General features: G+C 71.7%; 18 protein-coding genes. 15 read left to right on the top strand and 3 right to left on the bottom strand.

What is annotated here, in order from left to right:
• The 8 genes from BUE45_RS30665 to BUE45_RS32230 form a co-directional block, all read left to right on the top strand.
• Window positions 1–502, top strand: a 502-nt coding sequence (locus tag BUE45_RS30665) for a hypothetical protein (protein WP_218619613.1), incomplete at its 5' end; no start/stop codon positions are given.
• Between the two features lie 2 nt (window positions 503–504).
• Window positions 505–1,308, top strand: a complete 804-nt coding sequence (locus tag BUE45_RS30660; protein WP_073384419.1) for a hypothetical protein — start codon at window positions 505–507, stop codon at window positions 1,306–1,308.
• On the top strand, window positions 1,308–1,829 hold the full coding sequence (locus BUE45_RS30655) for a hypothetical protein (protein ID WP_143173544.1): 522 nt from the start codon (window positions 1,308–1,310) through the stop codon (window positions 1,827–1,829). Before BUE45_RS30660 ends, BUE45_RS30655 begins: the two co-directional genes overlap by 1 nt.
• 32 nt (window positions 1,830–1,861) lie before the next feature.
• Window positions 1,862–2,035, top strand: a complete 174-nt coding sequence (locus BUE45_RS32810) for a hypothetical protein (RefSeq protein ID WP_178378709.1) — start codon at window positions 1,862–1,864, stop codon at window positions 2,033–2,035.
• Between the two features lie 262 nt (window positions 2,036–2,297).
• On the top strand, window positions 2,298–2,930 hold the full coding sequence (locus BUE45_RS30645) for an NUDIX hydrolase (RefSeq protein WP_084738206.1): 633 nt from the start codon (window positions 2,298–2,300) through the stop codon (window positions 2,928–2,930).
• An 84-nt stretch (window positions 2,931–3,014) separates the two neighbouring features.
• Entirely contained in the window at window positions 3,015–4,259 is a 1,245-nt protein-coding gene (locus tag BUE45_RS30640) for a hypothetical protein (protein ID WP_073384416.1), read from the top strand.
• A gap of 157 nt (window positions 4,260–4,416) precedes the next feature.
• Entirely contained in the window at window positions 4,417–4,959 is a 543-nt protein-coding gene (locus BUE45_RS30635) for a hypothetical protein (RefSeq protein WP_073384415.1), read from the top strand.
• Between the two features lie 240 nt (window positions 4,960–5,199).
• Complete coding sequence (locus tag BUE45_RS32230) at window positions 5,200–5,400, top strand: hypothetical protein (protein WP_143173543.1); 201 nt, start codon at window positions 5,200–5,202, stop codon at window positions 5,398–5,400.
• Between the two features lie 52 nt (window positions 5,401–5,452).
• Here the strand turns inward: BUE45_RS32230 and BUE45_RS30625 are convergent, their stop codons facing one another.
• Complete coding sequence (locus BUE45_RS30625) at window positions 5,453–7,618, bottom strand: type IV secretion system protein (RefSeq protein ID WP_143173542.1); 2,166 nt, start codon at window positions 7,616–7,618, stop codon at window positions 5,453–5,455.
• 157 nt (window positions 7,619–7,775) lie between these two features.
• On the opposite strand from BUE45_RS30625, the gene BUE45_RS30620 reads away from it, so the two are divergent.
• Both BUE45_RS30620 and BUE45_RS30615 read left to right on the top strand, forming a co-directional pair.
• A complete protein-coding gene (locus tag BUE45_RS30620) occupies window positions 7,776–8,084 on the top strand; it encodes a hypothetical protein (RefSeq protein WP_245833625.1) in 309 nt (102 codons plus the stop codon).
• Window positions 8,085–8,194: 110 nt separating this feature from the next.
• The gene (locus BUE45_RS30615; protein WP_073384412.1) at window positions 8,195–8,539 is read left to right on the top strand and encodes a hypothetical protein; all 345 of its coding nucleotides are present in this window, start codon (window positions 8,195–8,197) and stop codon (window positions 8,537–8,539) included.
• Between the two features lie 256 nt (window positions 8,540–8,795).
• Here BUE45_RS30615 and BUE45_RS30605 read toward each other — a convergent pair whose 3' ends face one another.
• Entirely contained in the window at window positions 8,796–9,077 is a 282-nt protein-coding gene (locus tag BUE45_RS30605; RefSeq protein WP_073384410.1) for a hypothetical protein, read from the bottom strand.
• A 147-nt stretch (window positions 9,078–9,224) separates the two neighbouring features.
• On the opposite strand from BUE45_RS30605, the gene BUE45_RS30600 reads away from it, so the two are divergent.
• Window positions 9,225–10,214, top strand: a complete 990-nt coding sequence (locus BUE45_RS30600) for a helix-turn-helix domain-containing protein (RefSeq protein WP_394328547.1) — start codon at window positions 9,225–9,227, stop codon at window positions 10,212–10,214.
• 67 nt (window positions 10,215–10,281) lie between these two features.
• On the opposite strand, the gene BUE45_RS30595 is transcribed toward BUE45_RS30600, so the two are convergent.
• Complete coding sequence (locus tag BUE45_RS30595) at window positions 10,282–10,653, bottom strand: hypothetical protein (protein WP_073384408.1); 372 nt, start codon at window positions 10,651–10,653, stop codon at window positions 10,282–10,284.
• Window positions 10,654–10,823: 170 nt separating this feature from the next.
• On the opposite strand from BUE45_RS30595, the gene BUE45_RS30590 reads away from it, so the two are divergent.
• From BUE45_RS30590 to BUE45_RS30575, 4 genes are all read left to right on the top strand, one after another.
• Window positions 10,824–11,102 (top strand): hypothetical protein, encoded by a 279-nt coding sequence (locus BUE45_RS30590; protein ID WP_143173541.1) that lies wholly within the window; start codon window positions 10,824–10,826, stop codon window positions 11,100–11,102.
• Window positions 11,103–11,104: 2 nt separating this feature from the next.
• Window positions 11,105–11,740, top strand: coding sequence for a hypothetical protein (locus BUE45_RS30585; protein ID WP_073384406.1), 636 nt, complete (start codon window positions 11,105–11,107; stop codon window positions 11,738–11,740).
• A complete protein-coding gene (locus tag BUE45_RS30580) occupies window positions 11,737–12,390 on the top strand; it encodes an ATP-binding protein (RefSeq protein WP_073384405.1) in 654 nt (217 codons plus the stop codon). Before BUE45_RS30585 ends, BUE45_RS30580 begins: the two co-directional genes overlap by 4 nt.
• A 386-nt stretch (window positions 12,391–12,776) precedes the next feature.
• The gene (locus BUE45_RS30575) at window positions 12,777–12,965 is read left to right on the top strand and encodes a hypothetical protein (RefSeq protein ID WP_073384404.1); all 189 of its coding nucleotides are present in this window, start codon (window positions 12,777–12,779) and stop codon (window positions 12,963–12,965) included.
• The last annotated feature ends 5 nt before the right edge of the window (window positions 12,966–12,970 follow it).

The following is a 12,970-nucleotide window of genomic DNA, read 5'->3' as shown; positions in this document are numbered from 1 at the left end:
GGGGGGACCGGTGAGCGGCCTCATGCGGCGCCTGTCCGCCGCCGTGGCGGCGTGGCGGTCCCCGTCCCTGGCCGAGCGGGGCCCGGCGACCCTGCGGCCGGGGACGCGGCCCCGGCCGGGCCGGGTGGTGGTCCCCCTGCGGGCCGAGGACACCGCCACGATCACCGAGGTCGTGGCCGAGGCCCTGTCCACGTGGGTGTGGGAGGAGGGGGAACGGGTGTCCGCCCGCCCGACCCCGGGCGGCCTGGTGGTGCGCATCCCCTATCTGCTGTCCTACAGCGGCCGTGATGAGGCGCCCCGGCGGGTGACCTCGGCGCTGGCCGCCGCCGGGTACGCGGCCGAGCGGGTCCCGGCCGACTGGCAGGCATACCGGGTGCTCGGCCGGGACCCCGAACAGATCACCACCATGACCCGGGCCGAGGCCGAGGCCCTGCGGGATGCGGTCATCACCCGTCTGGCCGAGCTGGACATGACCGAGCACGCGACCGGGGGGGAGTGGTGAGGGTGGACGTCACATGGCAGCACCCGGAGGGAGAGGGGGACCCGCGGATCGGGCCCATCACCCTGACCCCGGACGCGATTGAGGCCCTGTCCCCGACCCTGGGGGCCCTGGTCACCGCCGAGGAGGGCGGGACCCGGCTCGGGCGGGTGCTCGGGGCCCTGGTGGCGCCGGGCTCGACCGCCCGCGCGGGGGCCGAGGAGATCGGCCGCATCCTGTGGGCGCTGGCGCTGATGGGGGCGGACCTCCCCCGGGCGCTGGACCGCACGATGGTCGCGGCCCGGGACCACTACGGGCTGTCGTGGGGCACGATCGCCACGTCGGCGGGGGTGCCCCGGGCCACGGTACGGCGCCGGATCGCCACGGCCCGCCGCACCCTGGCCGAGGCCGGGATCTACGTGGACGGCGCCGGGGAGCACACCCCCCGCCGGGCCCGGGGGCCGCTGCACACGGGCGGCGTGGACCCGGCCGAGGTGCGGCGGGCCCGCGCGGTGGCCGAGGCCCTGTCCTCCCCGGGGGTGCAGGTGCCGCACGGTGCGGTGCCGTGGATGCAGGCCGAGCCCGCCGACGACGCGGGCGGGGCGTGGCCGATCGTCTACGCCATCCGGGGTGAGGGGCCGATGGCGCACGATGCGGCCCGGGTCGCGGCCCCCCGCCTGGTGGCGCTGGTGGGCGGCCCGTTGGACGGGCAGACGCAGGAGGCGCACGCCGACGCCGAGGGCGGGTGGACCCCCGTCCCGGGCGGGCGGGTGGACTACCACCCCCACCCCGAGGACCCCGACACGTGGATGTGCGGGGACGACTACTGATGGGAGACAGGATGCGGGCGTACGACAGCGAGAGCGAGTCGGGCGGGTGGCAGACCGGCGCCGGGAAGTCCGTGGTTTACCGCGAACTGGTGGCCGGGATGATCGCGGCCGAGCAGGCCGAGGGCGCCCCGAGTGTGCGGATCACCCGGGGGTTGGCGGGGCATCTGCCGGTGCCCACCACCACCGTGCCGCCCGAGCCCGCCCCCGGCCCCCTGGTGATGTGGGGCTACACCGAGGTCACGGTGATCGGGGACCCGCGCGGGACCGAGCCCGCGCCCCTGGGCACTGAGGTGTTCGGGCCCGGGGACCAGGTCCGCACGTGGATGACCCGGACCCCGGTGGACTGGCAGACGGCGGCGGCCCGCGCGGCGGTCGCGTCCTGGTCCACCAACGGGTGGCACCGGCGGGCGTGGATCACCCCGACCGACCCGGACGACACCCGCCGGTGGGTGTGGGTGCAGGGGTTCCCCGCCTCGGTGCAGGCGTGCGCCGCCTGGACCGAGGCCGCCGCCACCGACTGACCGGCACGACCGACACAGCAAGGAGAAGGATCATGGCACGTTTCAGGATCACCGTCACCGACAAGGACGGGCGCAAGCTCACCCGGGAGACCAACGACCCCGAGGAAGCCCGCCGTATCGAGAACACGCCGTTCCGCAAGGGCGGTTCGGTGATGCACACCCATACCGAGATCCACGACGACGACCAGCAGGACGGGGGTCGCTGATGGGCGCCCGGCAGAGCGGAGACACCACCCCCGCCGGCCCCGAGGTTGAGGCCCTGATGAGGGCGGGCCGAGAGAAGCGGGTGAACCCCCCGCTCCCCCGGCCCGGCGCGCAGGTGGCGACCCTGGCCGAGTTCGGGGCCGAGGCGGCGGCCGGGGTGGACCGGGGCCGGGCGGCTCCCGGACAGTGATCGGCGGCCCGGGGCGGGATGCGTCCCCGCCCCGGGCCAATACCCCCAAACCCACACAGGACAGGAGACAGAGCATGTTCGAAACCCCCGAGACCCCCGAGATGACCGAGCCCGCGGACTGGGAGTGGGAGTGCCCCGCCCGGGGGCAGTGCCCCGGCGACAGCGTGGGGCTGATCAGCACTCGCACCGCCCCGAGCGGGGTGACCGAGCTGCTGATGATCGAGCGGGAGTGGTGGCCGATCGGGTGGGCGTGTATCGCGGGGCACGTGAAGGACGCCCACGCCGACGCGCCGTCCGCGGTGGTGGCCGAGGCCAGCGAAGAGGCCGGGGTGAGGGTGACCCGTCTCCGGTCCGTGCGGCGGGTGTGGCTGCCGAACCTGTGCCAGTCGCCCCCGTGGACCGCGCCCCCCGGCCCGGGGCACCTGTGGGAGCTGTTCGAGGGCGACGCCGAGGGCGACCCGACCCCGGCGCCGGGGGAGACCTCCGCCGCCGCGTGGGTGCCGCTGCCCGAGGTCCAGGCGCTCGCAGAGGTCACGATGGCTCACGCTCTGGCGGGCGGCGCCGCCCGGGACCTGCCCCGCCGGGCGCTTGAAGCGGTGTGGGTCGAGCACCTGGCGGAGCTGGGCTACATCACCGCCACCGCCGAGGCCCGGCGCGCGGTGGCGCGGCTGTACACGACACCGCCGGATGAGTACTGGATCGGGTAGGACGCCCGAGTAGCAGGCGGCCCGGGGCGGGATGCGTCCCCGCCCCGGGCCGGTGACCCCCATAGACCACACAGGACAGGAGTCATGACCATGATGCACGAGATGTGGCCCGAGTTGGGTGCGGCGTTCGCCGCGGGTGCGGTGACCGGTGGGGCGGCGGTGGCCGGGTACTGGCGCACCCGCCCGGCCGGGACCAGCCCGGACGCCGAGACCTCCGCCACCGCCGAGGCCGGCACGGGCGTTGGTCCCGAGACGGACACCGGAGCCGAGGATGAGGACCAGGGCGCCGGGGAGATCCCGAGCCCGTTCCCCGAGGACCACGACGGCGGCGGCGCGGTGGCCACCCCCGCCGTGCCGGTGGCCACCGCGACCCCTGCGGCCGAGTCGCTGCGGGAGGTGCGGACCCGATCCCTGCCCGAGGCCGCCCCGGCCGGGGCCGACCCGTACGCGGACATCACCCGAGAATCCCCCACCCCCGAGCGGCCGGTGATCTACGGCGCCGGGGCCGTGCCGCTCCCGTACGGCCCGACCTCGGCCGGGGTCGCCCGGGTGCTGGTGTGGGCGCCGCCGCTGGGTCTGGCACCGCACCACCCCCACTACGTGTCCGCCTCCGGCACCGGCTATGTAGGCGGCATCCGGTGGCAGTTCCGGCAGTTCACCGGGACGGAGCCCGACCCGATGCTGTGGGTGCCCGAGGGGTGGGTGACCCCCATGATCCGCACCATGGGCTACGACCGGTGGCGTGTGTACGAGCGTGAGGTGTCGATTGCCGCCCTGCTGTGGGAGGCGGCCCGCCGGGAGCGCGCCATGGTGGCGGCGATCCGGGCGGCGGCCCCGGCCGGGGCGGCCTACGTCGCGGCCCGGGAGCGGGCCGTGTCCGCGTGGGAGGCGGTGACGACGGCGCCGGACAACCGGTACCGGTCCGCGGTGGCGGCCCTGCTCTCCGCGCACCGGGAGCTGACCGAGGCGGCGCCACCCCTGGACCGGTGCGGCCGACCGATCCTGGACGCGCAGGACCCGCCGGACCAGGGGTGGCGGGAGGACGTCCGTGACGAGATGCGCACCATCGAGGAGCTGGCGGCCTCGGTGGGGGTGGACGCCACCGGGTGGGAGCTGGGCTACGAGGCGCGGGAGTACTCCCGCCCCCCCTGGTCCGGGCGGGACTGGCTCCCCCCGGCGGCCGAGGCGGCCCGCAAGCTCATCACCGAGCACCGTGACCAGTTGGCCGAGATCGCCAGCGTGTTCGGCGACGACCAGGACCAGGACGACGACCGCGGCCGGGTGCCCGAGCCCCGGGGGTCGGGCTGGTCGGACCTGTCGGACCTGTAGGAACCAAGGGCGGCCCGCCCCGGATCGGGGGCGGGCCGCGCCGCGCGACTCACACTTATCCGTTGTGGCACAGACAGGGAGTCACCACCATGATCACACACACCCGCCTACCTGCCCCGACCGAGCCCGTCATCCGCCGCACCGGGGGTGTGCGGTGATGGGCTGGATCGCGGGCGGGACCCTGATCGCGTTCGCCGCGGGCGCGGTCTGGGGCGCGGTGGGCGATGCCCGCCGCCGGGCCGAGGCCGAGGCGGCCACCGAGGCCGAGCGGGCGGCCGACGCTGCCCGGTTCGAGCGGTGGCGCGCGGAGAACCCGCGCGATGCCGCGACGTTGGGCGCGATGGAGCTGGGGCCCCGGTACGACACGGCGCCGGTGTGGCGGGTGACCTCCCCCGTGCCGTGGACGCGCCCCGGGGTGGGCAGCCCGGCGGCGTGCCCCGCCTGCGGGGCGACCGAGTATCTGGCGTTGATGTGGCTGGAGTCGCGCCCGGCGGGGGCGCGGTTCGTGTGCCCGGTGGACGGGTCCGCGTGGGTGGACCCCGGGTGGGCGCACGCCGAGGCGCTGGCGTGGGTGCGGGAGTGGTCCCAGGGGCCCGCCGCCGAGCGGTGGGAGACCACCCCCGACGGGGTGCCTCCGGCGACGTGGGCCCTGGTCGAGCGGATGCGTCGTGAGGACCAGGGCGACGCCGGGGTCGGCTAGCCCTGCGCTGCCCGGATCGGGGCGCCTGTCCGTTTTCGGACAGGCGCCCCGTGCGTATCGGTGCGCTCACCCGTCGCTGATACTCCGTAGCATCGGGTCATGGTCCTGAAGCGCTTCTCCAGACCCCCCGCAGGTGCGGGGGAAGATCCGACCGTTTTCCCCGTCCCGCAGGAGATCCCCCCGAGGTCGACGTTCGTCGATTCGGGTCCGCAGGCCCCCACCCCCGATGCGGGGCCCCCGATGACCCGGGACGAGACCCGCCGGATCAAATCCCCGTACTGGTCGGGGGTCGAGGCACAGCGCATCCTCATGGCCGTAGACGACCAGGAGCTGTACGGGACGCCCCAGGGGCGGGACATGATCAGCGCCGCGCACGTGTGGGCGACGCTGGCGCTACGGCAGAGCAACCCGAGCATGGGCGGTGACCGAGGGACCGGCTGACCGGTGACAGAGTCGGGGCCCCGCATCAGGTGGTGCGGGGCCCCGAGCATGCTCACGGGAGGTCGGGTGCGTCACCTCGGCGCCGTAGGGGCCGGTCGAAGCGGAAGGCCTGCGGACGCACCGGCGGCCCCCCCGCGGGGGTGCCGGTGTTGCGCTGGCGGGGCTGCTGATAGATGACCATGCCCTCCACGGCCACCGGCCGCCGGTCGGCCGGCGGCGGGGCGGCGGGGCGCCGGGCTCCGCCCGAGCCGCCCCCCAAGGGCGGGGGGCCGCCGGGCCTGCCGGTCCCTCCTGCGGTGGGGGCGGGCCCCGGCCCGGGGCCGGGGCCGGGGCCGCGGCTGGGGGGAGGGGTTGGGCCCCCACCGCCGGGCCCCAGGGGCAGGGGCGGGGCATCATCGCCGCGCCGCCCTCCGGGGTGGGGGCGGCTCCGGGGTGCGCCTGCGTCGGGGGTGACGTCGCGTGCGGACCACTGGGGCGCCTCGGGGGCGGGCTCGGGGTTGCGAGGGGGCGGGGGCTGGTCCTTCTTGTTGAGGCGTTCGGCGTTCTTGCGGCCCATCTGGGCCCCGGCCTGTGCCCCGGCCGGGCCCCCCACCATGGCGCCGAGGGCGGCGCCCACCGGCTCGGAGAGCTTGGCCCGCGCGGCTTTGTCCGCCCGGTAGAGGGTGTATCCGGGGATCATGTGGGCCGTGGCGCCCAAAATTCGGTCCTGCCCCACGCGCTCCATGATGCGCCCGGCGGCGCCGGGCATGATCGCGGCCAGTGCCATTGCCAGGCGTTTACGGTAAATGAGTACGGCTGCGAAAAGCATTCCGATGATCACCACTTTTGCAGCCCATGCGATAGGCAGCGTGATCACGATCCGGTAGACGACCAAATACAGGGCCAGAAGGAACCCGTAAAATGCCTGCTTGAAAACGTCGACCGCGAGGAATTCGCCGTAGCGGCCGAGGATGACCCGGCCGCGCCCGGGGCTGATTCCGATGAGCAGGAAAATGGGGGACAGGAGAAGGCCGATCATGAAGAGTATTTTGCTGATCAGGACGGCCGCGGAGATCATGAAAATGAGAAGCCCGGATATGATGGCTCCGAAAAGCGCCGACCAGGCGGCATTGACGCGCTGTTCCCCGTCCTCTCCGGACCAGGACCCCCATACGTCCGGATAGAAATGGTGTATCTGCTCGGAGATGGCGCGGTACTGGTCTATTTTCGCGTCCGATAGCTGATCGTACGCCTCCCGGTCGAAACCGTTTTCTCCGCGGTACGCCGATTCCTCGATATAGGTGACTGATTGGGCCCTGAGGGTCTGCTCTGAATAGAGGCGTGCGGCCTCGTTGTCACGGGGGGTGCCGCCGAAAACGCCGTGGGCCCACGGCTCATAGAGCATCGCGCAGTACATTGCCTCGGACTGTGCGATCACGGCGTCATCAGCAGTAACTGGAATGGCACCGATGTAGCCTTCCTCGTCGTCTCTGGGAGTGGAATGGTGCTCGATATCCACTGCTTCGGACAGGTCCCCGTCAGGGTTCTGTAATGGCACCTGGACACCGACAGGGGGACACACCCGGTCGGCGTCACCGATCACCAGCCCGGTCAGTGCATTATGGAATATACCGGTGGCGGCATTGCTGATTCCCGAGGCCAGGCCCACGATATGTGCTGGCGACGCCATGAACCATATTCCGATGGTGACGGCAGCGATCATCCACACCGTGTGCTCAATCGTCAGCGTAGCCCTTTTCCTAATGAGGCCGACCCATGCCAGATAAATAGCCGAGCACGTGACGACCAGTGGAATCAGTGGGCGCCACAGCCCGTCTCTCAGGGCGTGGACGATGTCCGTGACCAGGCCGCCAAGCCATGAAGTGGCCTGGTCGGACATGGAGAGCGAGTACACGAAAATGACGATGTCCGCGATCCATCGCGCAATTCCCCAAATAAGGTTTGCGGTCAGCGCATCGGCGTTCGTCCGATTCTCGTGGAAGCAATCCTCACTTTTGAAAATATGCCATTGCGTGCCCGCTGACCCGTGCTCGAAATACCAGCCCACACCTGACCACGTGGTGACATCTTCCTTCTGCGGAGGGGTCAGCGCGGACCTGTCCGAAACACGTTCCGTCTCCGGTGCCAGACCAGGCGCGCACATATTGAGGCCCGAATTGGCGCCCTGGTCTCGGTCCGCCACAGCCGTGCTGGCCGGCACCAGCGCGAGGCCGGCCACCAGGACCAGACCTGCCGCGGCCCGGCGTACCCACGGCCACCGGCCGGGAGTAGGCCGCTGGGATGGCATGAGATCACCTCTGATCAGGGAAAAACGGGTATTCGGACATAGGGGACGGCAAGCCCCGTTGGTCCCCGGGAGCATCTACAGTAGCGATATGGACACCCTCCCCACACTGTGGGTGCTGGCCGATACCGGACCGGCCCCGGCATACCTCTCACTAGCCGATTCCTCAGGGGTGGACACCGGCGGTCTCGCCGAGTTCCTGCGGGGGTTCTTCGGCCCGATCTTCCTCGTCATCGTCTCCATCGTGGCGATATTCTTCCTCTTCACCCGGGAGATCACCCGGTTCATGCAATTCCTGATCCTGGCTATTTTCATCGCGATCGTCTTCTATGTGCCGAGCATCATCGAAGTGATCGCCGTCGCGCTGGCCCGAGCCATGGGGGTGAATACGACGCAATGACCGCTGCGCCGAGCACATCCGAGAGGCAGCACAACCGGACCGACCATGCGCCGGTCTTATTCTGCTGGGAAACGAGTTTCCGCGACCATGGAATAAATACTGACCCCGATATGACGGCGGTCGGACATCTCCTGCGGTCCGCGATGGAGAAATGCACACCGTGCATGCAGGAATGGGCGACCATCGTCGCCAAGGACACTCAGAACAGACCCGCGGTCGTCCACCTGCTCGGCAGTAGCTACACATGGGCCGGGCAGAGGAACGGAAAAATCCTAGAAGAGCTGGTTTCCGAGCACGTTTACGGACCGGAGTCACAGAAAATACTCACCGCCATGAGGGACGGCGCAGTGAGAGAAATGCTGAGAATAGCTGAGGAAATGACCCCTACAGAGGTCTGGGACGTCATCGACGACGCTCTAGCCGCAGCCACCTACCGCCCCGACACCACGCACTGAAACTGAAAAGGCGGGGCCCACAGGGCCCCGCCTTTCCCCCATCCCCTACGGCTCACCGCCACCGGTGCCCGCCAGGGGATCGGGCTCTCCGGGGCCCACCACCGCCACCAGCGTCACGGCCCCCGCCGTAGCCGACCACACACGGCCCCCCTCAGGGGTGGTGGTCCCGATACTGGTGGGCACCACACCGTGCGTGATAGCCCACCTCCCCAGGGTCTGGGCGTCCACCGGGTGGACCCGAGCGGGCTCGGTACGCTCACCCACGGCGCCACACCGGGGCCCCGGCCTCCACAGCCCGGCGAATCACCTCGGCCAGCTCGGCCCGCTCTGCGGCATCCAGACCACGCCCGTGCGCCGGGATCGGCGCATACCTCGGCGCCGCCTCGGCGCGCCGGGCGGTGGCCGAGCTCTGGCGGTGGGCGATGGCGACCAGGGCGGCGATGCCGTCGCCCTGGTCCTCACCGCGTAGGGCGGTATCGGTGATCAGAGGCCGGGGGGCATGGTGTTTTCCACGGGGGGGCGGGATAATCTGGTACACGTCATCAGCTCCTAGGTGTCTCCGATAGCTGGTGTCCACCCCCGAGGCCGTTGCGGGCCCCGGGGGTACTTTATTTTTCACCCCTATTCGAGATTTGGGGCCCCAATTGCCGTTGCCTACAATGGATTGAGCAACGGGCAACAGGGGGTGTGTGTGGACGGGTTCGGAGATCACGCAAAAAGACTCATGGCTGCTCAGGGCGTTTCCCTGAGGGATTTGTCCGCACGAATCCGATTCGATGCGGGATACCTCTCGAAAGTGCTCGCCGGAAAGCGGCCCGTATCGGCGGCGGTGGCGCGCGCGGTTGACGACGCGCTCGGGGCCGGGGGCGGCCTGGTGGCGCTGGCGGGCTCGGCCACTGCCGAGGACCGGGACCGGGTCGCGCACCGGGGCGCGCACCGGGACCCGGCCGCGGTGGCGGCGCTGGCCTCGGTGCTGGCCGCGGCCCGGCGCGCTGACGACGTGCTCCCGGCCCGGGTGATGATCCCCACCGTCACGGCACAAGTGACCCAGCTACGGCGGTTCGCCGCCGAGGCCCGGGGCGCGGCGGCCGAGCCCGCGGCCTACGTGGCGGCCGAGGGTGTGCAGTTCCTCGGGTGGCTGCACGCCGAGGGCGGGCACCACCCCACCGCGGCCCGAGTGCTGGCCGAGGCCGAGGCCCGTGCCGACGCGCTGGCCGATGCGCACGCCGGGGGGGTGCTGGCAGCGCAGGCGGCCAATTTCCGCGGCTACCTCGCACGCCAACAGGACAACCCCCGAGGGATGGCGCGATGGTTCGGGGCGGCCTACCACACGCCCGGCGCCACCCCGTTGCAGCGGGTCGGGGACGCTGTCCAGGCAGCGCACGGGTGGGCCCTGATGGGGGAGCGGGTAGAGGCGGCCCGGCTCATGGGGCACGCGGGGGAGCTGCTGGACTCGGCGGGGGAGGGGGACCAGGCACCCGGCGCAGCGTACTGGCTGAGCCCCGAGTTCTCCCGGCTGAATCTGGGGCTCGGTCACCTCGGGCTCGGGGACCACGACCAGGCCGCGGCGCACCTGCGGGCCGGTCTGGCCGGCCTCCCTGCGGAGTGGCACGGGTCGGAGTGGGCCGCGGAGTACAGGGGGTTCCTGGCGCAGGCCGAGGCCGGGCACGCATGAGGGGCCGGGCACGCGAAAAGGCGGCGGCCCCGCCCCCCTGGTGGGGGGCGGGGCCGCCGCCTTGCTGCTAGATCGCTACGGCCACGTGACCGCCGGTGCGCCATGCCACGTAGTAGGGCGAGCGGGACCCCGACGCGACGACCTGACGGCCGGTGACGCGGTACCCGGCCCGCTCCATCAGGGCGGCGACGGTGGCGATTTGCTCCAGTGTGGCGCTCTGGATCGCCTCGGTCGTGGCGCGGTCCACCTCGGGAAGGTCATCAGCGACCACCCACGAGATGACCGCGATACCCACGGCGGGGACGGCGTTGACCACCGTGCCGGGAACGATGTCCTCCGCCGACTCGGCCAGTACCGCACCGATAGCGGCCTCGGCCTCGGCCCGCAGGGTGCGCGCGATGATCTCGGCGCGGGTCTCGGACGCGAAAGCACTGGTCATAGTGTGTCTCCTCTGTGGTGTTGTCAGAGCCCCCTGGGGGGCCGCCGCGGCCCCGGGTGTTGCGCCCCCGGGCCGTCGACACGACCATATCAGAGTGATCTAGATAGATCAAATTGATCTGTTTTCTGATTTCTCTTGCCCGTCTAGATCACTCTGATATGGTCGGTGGCATGAGTAGAAAGACCGAGTTGAGCACCCACCACCGCGCCGTGTCCGACACCGTCCGCATCCTCATGTCCCGGCACGAGGAGACCGTCAGCGGGCTCGCCCGGGACCTCGGGGACCACCAGCCCAACGTCTCGGCCAAGCTCGGGGGCCGCCGCGGGTGGCACATGGACGACCTGTGGGCCCTGGCCGAGCACTACAAGATGAGCCCTACCGAGTTCCTGGCCACCATCGAACGGACCCGGGCCGCGACCGAACAGATCACAGCACCCGAGAACGGATGACCATGACCATGACCACCCTGCACATCGGGACCACCCCGGACGGCGCCCCCTACGCCCTCCCCCTCGGCGGGTCCCTGCTGATCGCCAGCGGCGCCGGGGGCGGGTCCACCACCCTCGGTCTCACCCTCGCCGCCGCCGCCCGCCGGGCCGGGGCCGAGGTGATCGTCTCCGCCACCGACCACGACACCCCGGCCTACGCCGAGCACGCCCACCAGGTCCAGACCCACGCCCCGGCCGAGGTGATCGCCCACGCCGAGCGCCTGACCCTGCACCGGCGCCCCGGGCACGAGAACCCCCCAGTCGTCTGCATCGTGGACGACCCGTACCACGGCGCGGCCGGCCCCGGCCGGGCCCGCGCCGGGGGCCGGGCCGAGGCCACGGTGGAAGTGGTCGCGGACACCGGCGCCGAGGTCGGCGTCATGGTGGTGTGGATGCACTACAGGTGGCACCGGGCCAGCACCCCCACCTATGTCGCGGTCCGCCATGCCACAGCCCAGATGGTCCCGCCCTGGTTCGGAAGCGCGCTCCCCCCGGCCGAGCCGGGGGGGTGGCTGATCGGCCGCCCCGGGACCGCACCGGCCGAGGTGCGCGTCCCGTTCCCCGCCCCCACCACGGCGGCCGGGGGCGACCGGTCATGACCACGCACCTGTTCCTCGGTGCCACAGAGCCCCACGGCCTGCCCTACCCGGTCACCCTCGGGGGATCGGTCACCATCATGGGCGGCGCCGGGTGCGGGAAAACGACCCTGGCCCGGGAGATCGCCGCCGAGGCCCGCCGGGCCGGGGCGGACGTGACCGCCGTGCTCGGCACCGAGTGCGGCGACCCGGACCGGTATCAGGGGGTGGCCCATGAGGTGACCACCGACACCACGGGCGCTCTGCGTACGGCTCTCCAGGTGATGACCGCCCGGGAAACGGACCTCCGCCACGGACGCCAGTGGAGTACGCCCCTGGTCCTGGTCCTCGATGACGCGCACCACAACCCCCACTGGCGCGGCGAACCGGCCGCCCCGGCCGCCCTCGGGGCCCGGGTGGACGCCATCACCCAGTGGGGGGCCGCAACCGGGGTGACGGTCGTCTATGTCAACGCCCGGCCCCGGCTGACCGTAGAACCCACCCATGCAGCCCTGTGCAGGATCACCCGCGCGTGGGCTCGGCCCCTGGTGGGAGATCAGCCCGTCCCGAGCACACTCGGCCGGTGGCTGTTCACCCGACCCCACGCCGCCGGGGTGATGGGAGTGCCCTCGGAGGTGACCATTCCCGCCCCGGCCCAGCGGGCCGACCAGTAGCGTTGTCCCCATGGGCCCCACATCCGGGGCCCGACTGAGAGGGGATGACCAGCGCGTCAGCGTTGGCACGTCCGTGGCCCGAGGCATCCCATGCCTCGGGCCACACCTGTATGCGGCCCCGCACCGTCCGGTGCGGGGCCTCTTCCGGTTCTCGGGGCTCTTCCCGTTCTCCGAAGCGATCCGGAAGAACAGGAAGGGGCGTTGAACTGCGCAAACGTGGTTCTCTTCCGGTTCTTCCGGTTCTTCCGGATCTCCGAGACCGATTCTGTAGCAGAGCACAGAACCCCATCAATGTCTCTGATTTGATCTAACTAGATCACTCTGATATGGTCGTGTCAACGGCCCGGGGGCGCAACCCCCCGGCCCCTACACAAAGGAGACACACCATGGAGTTCACCACCACCCCTAAGGACATCATCGCTGGCGACCGCGTGTCCGGCCTCTGCGGACACAAGATCCCTGTCGTCCGGGCCGAGGCCGCCGAGGGCTACACGAAGGTGTGGTTCGCCCGCTCCCCTGAGTGCGCCTGGTTCAAGGCGGACCACAACCGCCCGATCACCATCCACCGGGACTAATCCCC

The sequence above is a fragment of the Nocardiopsis flavescens genome (genome assembly GCF_900141985.1).
GTDB classification, from domain to species: Bacteria; Actinomycetota; Actinomycetes; order Streptosporangiales; family Streptosporangiaceae; genus Nocardiopsis; species Nocardiopsis flavescens.
This window is presented reverse-complemented; position numbering and strand designations above follow the sequence as displayed.